General features: G+C 65.5%; 4 protein-coding genes. All 4 read right to left on the bottom strand.

Annotated features, from left to right (window positions below; all coding sequences use genetic code 11):
• Window positions 1–1,042 (bottom strand): Tar ligand binding domain-containing protein (locus tag AOZ53_RS30500; protein WP_156333588.1); only part of this gene is annotated, 1,042 nt, incomplete at its 3' end.
• 114 nt (window positions 1,043–1,156) lie between these two features.
• Window positions 1,157–3,067 carry a methyl-accepting chemotaxis protein gene (locus AOZ53_RS30495; protein WP_054490724.1) on the bottom strand — a complete coding sequence of 637 codons (1,911 nt, stop codon included), beginning with the start codon at window positions 3,065–3,067 and terminating at the stop codon, window positions 1,157–1,159.
• Window positions 3,068–3,211: 144 nt separating this feature from the next.
• Window positions 3,212–4,471 (bottom strand): flagellar hook-associated protein FlgL, encoded by a 1,260-nt coding sequence (gene flgL / locus AOZ53_RS30490; protein WP_054435483.1) that lies wholly within the window; start codon window positions 4,469–4,471, stop codon window positions 3,212–3,214.
• Between the two features lie 48 nt (window positions 4,472–4,519).
• Complete coding sequence (gene flgK / locus AOZ53_RS30485) at window positions 4,520–6,196, bottom strand: flagellar hook-associated protein FlgK (RefSeq protein ID WP_054435485.1); 1,677 nt, start codon at window positions 6,194–6,196, stop codon at window positions 4,520–4,522.
• Window positions 6,197–6,267 lie beyond the last annotated feature (71 nt).

The following is a 6,267-nucleotide window of genomic DNA, read 5'->3' as shown; positions in this document are numbered from 1 at the left end:
TGACCACTTCGGCCACCGCCGAACCGCCGCGCTCGGCCACGTCCGAGGCGCTGGCCGCCAGCTGGTTGGCCTGGCGCGCGTTGTCGGCGTTCTGCTTGACGGTCGAGGCCAGCTCTTCCATCGAAGCGGCGGTCTCTTCCAGCGAGGCCGCCTGCTCTTCCGTGCGGCTCGACAGGTCGGTGTTACCGGCCGAGATCTCGCGCGAACCGACGTTGATCTCGTCGACGCCGCGGCGCACGGTCGACACCGTGCGCGCCAGGCTTTCCTGCATACGCTTGACCGCCGCCATCAGCGCGCCGATCTCGTTGGTCGACTGCACCTCGACGCGCGTGGTCAGATCGCCGCCGGCGATTCGGTCGAAGCTTTCGCCAACCGCGCGCAGCGGGCGCAGCACGACACGATTCATGAACAGGAAGGCGCCCAACGACACGGCCAGGATCACCAGGACCAGCGCGAGGTAGACATACGCCATGACCGCGCCCTCCGAGCGCGACGCCGCCACCCGCTCTTCGCTGTAGGTGGTGATCGCGGTCGCGAACTCGGTCAACTGCTTGGAGAACGCGCCGCTGGCCGCGGCGGTCTTGGTGTTCTTCAGGTTCAGGTACTCGGCGTTGTCACCCCGGTCCAGCGCGCCCAGCATGGCTTGCAGGCCTTCGGCAAAGCCGTTGAACGAGGCCAGCAACTGGCCTTCGGCGGCGCGGCCGATATCGGTGGTCTTAGGAATCGCCTTGAACTTCTCGAGCTTGGCCCTGCCGTCGGTCAGCAGTTGCTGGACGATGCGGGTGTTCTCGGCCGCGCCCGCCTTGTCGCCGGCGGCGCGCTGGGCGGCGGCGATGTCCGCGCGGATGGTGGCGCGCAGCATCTGCACGTAAGAGTCCTTGACCAGATTGCTCTGCTGGACGCTCAGGCTATCCAAAGCGTTGATCGCCTCGGCGTTGGATCGCATGCTGTTCCAACCCAGGGCGATGGCAATCAGCGCGGCCACGGCGACGGCCAATTGGGCAAGCATCAACCCCGTGCGCACCTTCAGATTGCTTAACATTTTCCGATATTTCCGGTAACCGCCAGGGCGGCATGATATTGCCGCCCTGTCGTAAAAGGGATGTGTTCTCTACTACCTATTCAATGCAACGAAATACCTGGACAAATCACGCCGTCAGAACGATTCCCAATCGTCATCCGCCGGCGGCGTCCTGCGCGTCGCGGCCGGCGCCGGCTTGACGGGCTTGACGTCGGTGGCGTCGCTGGTCTTGACGACCGGACGACGCAGCGGCCGCGCCGCCGTGGCGCCGCTGTTCGGCGTGGGCCGGGCGCGGGCCGGCTGGGCCAGGCGCGGCGCCGGCGCGGCGGCGGGCTTGGCCGGACGCTGCACCGGTGCGACCGCCGCTTCCGGCTTGGCGGCCGGCGCGGCGACAGCGGGAGCCGCCGCAACGGGCGCTTCGTCTTCCTGCGGCGCCGCCACGCGCGGGGCGCTGCGTTGCTGGGCCAACTGGCGCGCCGGCACTTCGATCACGTCGCCGGCATTGATCTTGAACACCGCCACCGCTTCGGCCAGGCGCTGCGCCTGTTCCTGCAGCGAGCCGGCCGCGGCGGCGGCTTCTTCCACCAGCGCCGCGTTCTGCTGCGTCACTTCGTCCATCTGCGACACCGCGCGGTTGACCTGGTCGATGCCGCTCGATTGCTCTTCCGACGCCGCCGAGATCTCGCCCATGATGTCCGTCACGCGCTTGACCGACGCCACGATCTCTTGCATCGTCGCCCCGGCGCGTTCCACCTGCTGTGACCCCGCGCCCACCTTGGTCACGGAATCCTCGATCAGGCCCTTGATTTCCTTGGCCGCCTGCGCGCTGCGCTGCGCCAGCGAGCGCACTTCGCCCGCCACCACCGCAAAGCCCTTACCCTGCTCGCCGGCACGGGCCGCCTCCACCGCCGCGTTCAGCGCCAGGATGTTGGTCTGGAAGGCGATGCCGTCGATGACCGACACGATTTCCGAGATCTTGCGCGAGCTGGCCGAAATGCCCTGCATCGTGCTGACCACTTCGGACACGGCGGAACCGCCGCGCTCAGCCACATCCGACGCGCTGGCCGCCAACTGGTTGGCCTGGCGTGCGTTGTCGGCGTTCTGCTTGACGGTCGAGGCCAGTTGCTCCATCGAGGCCGCGGTCTCTTCCAGCGAGGCCGCCTGCTGCTCGGTGCGGCTGGACAGGTCCGTGTTGCCGGCCGAGATCTCGCGCGAGCCGACGTTGATTTCATCGACGCCGCGACGCACAGTGGCCACCGTGCGGGTCAGGCTTTCCTGCATGCGCTTGACGGCGCCGAACAGTTGGCCGATCTCATTGGTGCTACGCACGTCGATGCGGCCGGTGAAATCGCCGCCCGAGATCTTCTCGAAGTGATCGCCGGCTTCATGCAGCGGGCGCAACACGGTGCGGTTGATGAAAATCCAACAGCCGATGGCGAGCACCAGCGCGATCGCCAGCAAGGCGATGGTGACGCTGCGCGAGACATTGTGATCCGTCTCCGCCATCGCCGCCAATTCGTCGGTGCGCTTGTCGATGAAGTTCAGGTAGGCGTCGACCGCCTCGCGGAACTTCGTGTTGACGTCGCTGGCCCTGTCGTTCAGGTTCAGGTAGTCCTGGATGGCCATGTTGGCCAGCGCGGCCGACTGGCCCTTGAGCACGCCGTCGTATTCCTTGAGCGCGGCGTCAACCGCCTGGATCAGCCCTTCCGTGCCAGCAAGCTTGGGCGTCTTGCGGAAGGCGTCCATCATCTTGAAGGCGTCCTGCATCAAGGCATCGGAGCGCTTGGCTTGCGCCGAGGCCTGTTCCGTCTTGCCCTGCTGCATGTCCATCAGCGAGGTGGACAGCAACAGGCGGGCGCGCAGGAACACGGTGTAGGCGCGGTTCAGCGGCACGGCCTGATCGGAGTATGCGGTATTGATCTGCTCCAGCTTGTCGTTGCTGGAATTCAATCCCATCCAGGCCACGCCATTGGATACGAACATGGCACCCGTGAAGAGCAACAGCACCAGGATGATGCAGGTGCGAACTTTCAAATTGACAAGCATGAAATATCCGAGCGTTAAGCGTGGTGAAACGACAAAATTCCTACCCTGTACGCACACACGGACGCTCCGGCATGTCACCGGAAGCGTCCGCAAGGGCGCAACATGCCGCGCCCGCCATCGGGCACGGCCTATGGACTCACCGCATTATTTGCGGCTGAAAAGACTCGATCCCTGGATCGTCATGAAGGCCGCCGACGCCGCCTGCAGGGCCACCTGGCGCAATGCCAGCTGGCTGGCGCCCGAGTAGTAGTCGAGGTCTTCGAGGTCCGACAGCGACTTCGAGTACGACAGGCCCTTCTGGGTGCCGGTGGCGTCCAGCGCCTCCAGTTCGTTCATGCGGGCGCCGACCGACGCGGCCACCGTTTGCACGTTGTCGTAGTTGGTCGACAGCTTCTTGTTGGCGGAGGCCAGTTCGTTGTTCAGCTTGGCCAGCGCCACGGGGTCGCCGGCGATCGGCGAGTCCAGCGTCTTGATGAGGCTGTCCAGGGTGTTGAATATGTCGACGTTGGCCGACTGCACGCTTTGCACGTCGATCACGTCGCCGTTCTGCGGCGTCCCCTTGACCACGACCGAGACACCGCCGAAATCGATCGATGCATCCGGCGTGTACGCGGTCGGGGCGGCGGGCGGCGTGGGCGTGATGACGGGCGGCACCGGCGGATTGGCGTTGGGATCGGTCGTGATGACGCGGTAGCCCATGTTGCCCGTGGCCGGATCCGACTCGAACTGCAGGCTGAAATTCTTGCCGATGTTGGGGCTGCCCGGCGTCACCGACACGGTGCCGAACTGCGCGGTGCCGGTGTTGTGCGCGGCGGCCGTGCTGACGTAGGCCTGCGAACCCGGATTGGCGCGATTGAAGATGTCGCTGCCGATGTCGCTGGTGGACATCTGGCGAGACTGGTCGACCTGCACCGTGCGTTCGCCGGTGGCGCCGCTGTAGACGATCTTGCCGGTGGCGTCCTGGGCGTAGGGGATGACGCCGCCCTGGTAGCCGGAGAACAGGTACTGGCCATTGCCATCGGTGCTGTTGGCCAGGCCCAGCAATGCGTCGCGGGCATTCTTCAGCGCGGTGGACAAGGCCTGGCGATCGCTGTCGGCGAAGGTGCCGTTACCGGCCTGCACCACGCGGGTGCGCACGTCGGCCAGCGCCGTCGTGATCGAATCCAGGACGTTGTTTTCCTGGGACAGGTTGGTCTTGGCCGTGTTGCGATTGAGCTGGTACGTCGCGTTCATGCTCTGCGTCTGCGCCACGTTGATCGACAACGAGGCGGCCAGCGGATCATCCGCCGGCGTCAGGAACTTCTTGCCGCTGCCCACCTGTTCGACCAGGCGGTTCATGTCGGATTCCTGAGCGAGGACGCCCTTGAGTCCGTTCGAGTACATCATGGAGGTGCTCAGGCGCATGGGGATACTCCGAATTTGTCTTGATGGGTCACGATGTCAACGATCCGATCAGCCGCGCAGGCCCAGCAGCGTATCGAACAGCGTGCTGGCGACGTCGATGATGCGGGCGCTGGCCTGGTATTGCTCCTGGTACAGCGACAGGCTCACGTATTCTTCGTTCAGGTTGACGCCCGACACCGCCTGCTGGGCCTCGAGCTTCTGGGCGACGAGGTTGGACTGGGCAGTGTTGGCCGACTTGATCTGCGCGGTCTGCACGCCGACGGTGTTGACCACCTGCGAGAACATCTCGTTGATGCTCATCGTGCCGTGGCCCAGCACCTTCTTGGTCTGCAGTTGCGCCAGCGCCAGCGCGTTCTTGCCGTTGGCGTCGCCGCCGGCCGCATCGGCCGCGGCGATCTTTTCCGGATCGGTGATCAGCACGTTGATGTCGCGGGCGGCATCGCGCGTGGGCGACAGCGACCACTTGTCGCCGGCTTGCGGCGGCGAGTCGATCGTCAGCGTGACGCCCATTTCAGCGCTCAGGTCCAGCGTGGCGGTGGGCGGCGTGCCGGTGGCCGGGCCGTTGTACACCTGGGTGCCTTCCGGCACGCGCGTCACGCGGTAGTTGGCGCCGTCGAAGCTGATTTCGTAGTCTTTGGCGTTGATGTTGTTCACGTCGGTGAACGTGCCGCTGATCTGCGCGCCGCTCTTGTTGGCGGCGTTCGGCACGCCCTGTGGCTTGCCGATGCTGAAGAAGTCCGTGCCCGGGTTGCCGGCGGTGTCCAGGCCCTGGCGGTGCTGCTCGTTGAACGACATCGCCAGGCCGACGGCCATCTGGCCCAGCTGGGCCTGCATGACGTCCAGCGACGAGGCGCGGAACTGCAGCAGGCCGCCCAGCTTGCCGCCGGTGACGTCGGCGTCGTTCAGCTCGACCGACACGGTCTTGCCACCCGAACCGGCCGGCAGCGTGTAGGCGATGACGGTGCGGCTGACGTCCTTGGACGACGCCACGGCCTGCAGCGGATAGATGGTGTTGCCCGACAGCAGCGCCTGGCCGCCCGAGGCCAGCGAGATGTTGAGCTTGTCGCCCTGCTCGTAGGTCGTGATGCCGACGAGCTGGTTCAGTTCCGACACGGCCTGGTCGCGCTGGTCCAGCAGGTCGTTGGGCGGATTGCCGCCAGCCTTGGCGCGGGCGGTGGAAATCTGGTTGTTCAGGTCGTCGATGCGGGTCAGGTAGCTGTTGACCTGGTCGACGGTGGTCGAGATCTGCGTGTTCAGGCCCAGGCGCTGGTTCTGCATTTCCTGGTAGGCCGAGCGGATCTGGGTGGTCAGGCTGTTGGCCTTGCCCAGCAAGTCCTGGCGCGCGGCCGGATCGGCCGGCTTGCTGGCCACGGTATTCATGCTGGTGAAGAAGTTCGACAGGCCCGGGGCGATGCCCACGGTGCGGTCGGCGAACAGGTTGTTGACCTGGGAGATCTGGTCGAACTGGGTCTGCAGCTGGGCGCTGCTGCCTTGCGCGCCGACCAGCTGCTTGTACAGGAAGCTGTCGTAGCTGCGCACCACGGTGTCCACCTGGACGCCGCGGCCGATGAAGCCATTGCTGGTCGCCTGGGCGCCGGCGGTCGAGATCATGACGCGCTGACGGTTGTAACCGACCGTGGTGGCATTGTTGATGTTGTGGCCGGTGGTCGCCAGGCCCGCCTGGGACGCGTTCAGCCCGCCCAATGCCAATTTGTACAGATTCATGCTGACAATGCCCCGTATGTAACCGCGACTGATATTTCTGGATACCCGATTAACGGCAGCAGGTAGTCCAA

It is taken from the genome of Achromobacter sp. 2789STDY5608621 (assembly GCF_001299375.1).
GTDB lineage: Bacteria > Pseudomonadota > Gammaproteobacteria > Burkholderiales > Burkholderiaceae_B > Achromobacter > Achromobacter insuavis.
This window is presented reverse-complemented; position numbering and strand designations above follow the sequence as displayed.